Consider the following 829-nt stretch of genomic DNA (forward strand, 5'->3'; position numbering starts at 1 on the left):
TATTATGAAAAGCTGAGTGCACGGAACTTTACCAGCGGCACCATAGCGGCCAGAGTAAAAAGACAGGCAATGAGGGACGCTTTCCGGTTAAGCGTTAAACGAAAGCGGGTATCACCTTTCGGCTTAACGTTATGAACAATGCGGTCAAGGTTATGTATGATGTCTTTTACCAGCGCGGTGTAGGGATAATCAGCAGGCAGTTGCCGGTAAGGAGGTGCCGCCGCCATATCAGCAAACGAATCCCGCAAAAGAACTAATATCTCATTGGGTATGGAAGGCATATTGCTTAAACGAAGCATGTTTTCCAACAGGCAGCGCAATCGAAGGCTTACCCATTTTACTGGCTGCATGGCATAGGTTCCCCAATATTGATCCGGGTTTTCAAATACAAATGTGTAGTTATTACTATCCAGGCATTCCTGTACCGCTACCAGCAGCCGGGAATATACCTGCTGATAGGGCTGGTCTTGTTGCCTTATCATATAATCTGGTTCATCTACATCTGTTTTCGCTTCTGCCTGCAAAACTGCTGGTTCATTACCGGTTAAGGTGTTAGTCTCTGCATCTGCTAACGCTAATCCGTTCCGTTTGTAAAATGCTAACTGCTTGCAGGTATCGCTACAATATTTACGAGTGCTTCGTAAGGCTTGCATGGGTGTGCCGCAGTATTGACAGGTAGTAGTCATAATTTCAGTTTAACGGTAAACGATCTTGTTAATAGTCGAGAGCTTCATCTTGTGGGGTGCCTTTAACGTAATAATTATAATCACCCAATATGCCAATGATGTTTTGTAAGGCTTTCTGGTGTTTAGGGTTACTCTGTTGTTGG

Annotated in this window: 1 protein-coding gene; it reads right to left on the reverse strand. The window is 44.5% G+C overall.

Annotation, left to right across the window (positions count from 1 at the left end; translation table 11 throughout):
* Positions 1-2: 2 nt before the first annotated feature.
* Positions 3-686 carry a hypothetical protein gene (locus BW716_RS35040; RefSeq protein ID WP_143709238.1) on the reverse strand — a complete coding sequence of 228 codons (684 nt, stop codon included), beginning with the start codon at positions 684-686 and terminating at the stop codon, positions 3-5.
* Positions 687-829 lie beyond the last annotated feature (143 nt).

It is taken from the genome of [Flexibacter] sp. ATCC 35208, from assembly GCF_001975825.1.
GTDB lineage: Bacteria > Bacteroidota > Bacteroidia > Chitinophagales > Chitinophagaceae > Chitinophaga.

Coding starts and splice junctions, on each gene's coding strand:
- BW716_RS35040 (WP_143709238.1), bottom strand. CDS start 686: ATGACTACTACCTGTCAATACTGCGGCACACCCATGCAAGCCTTACGA.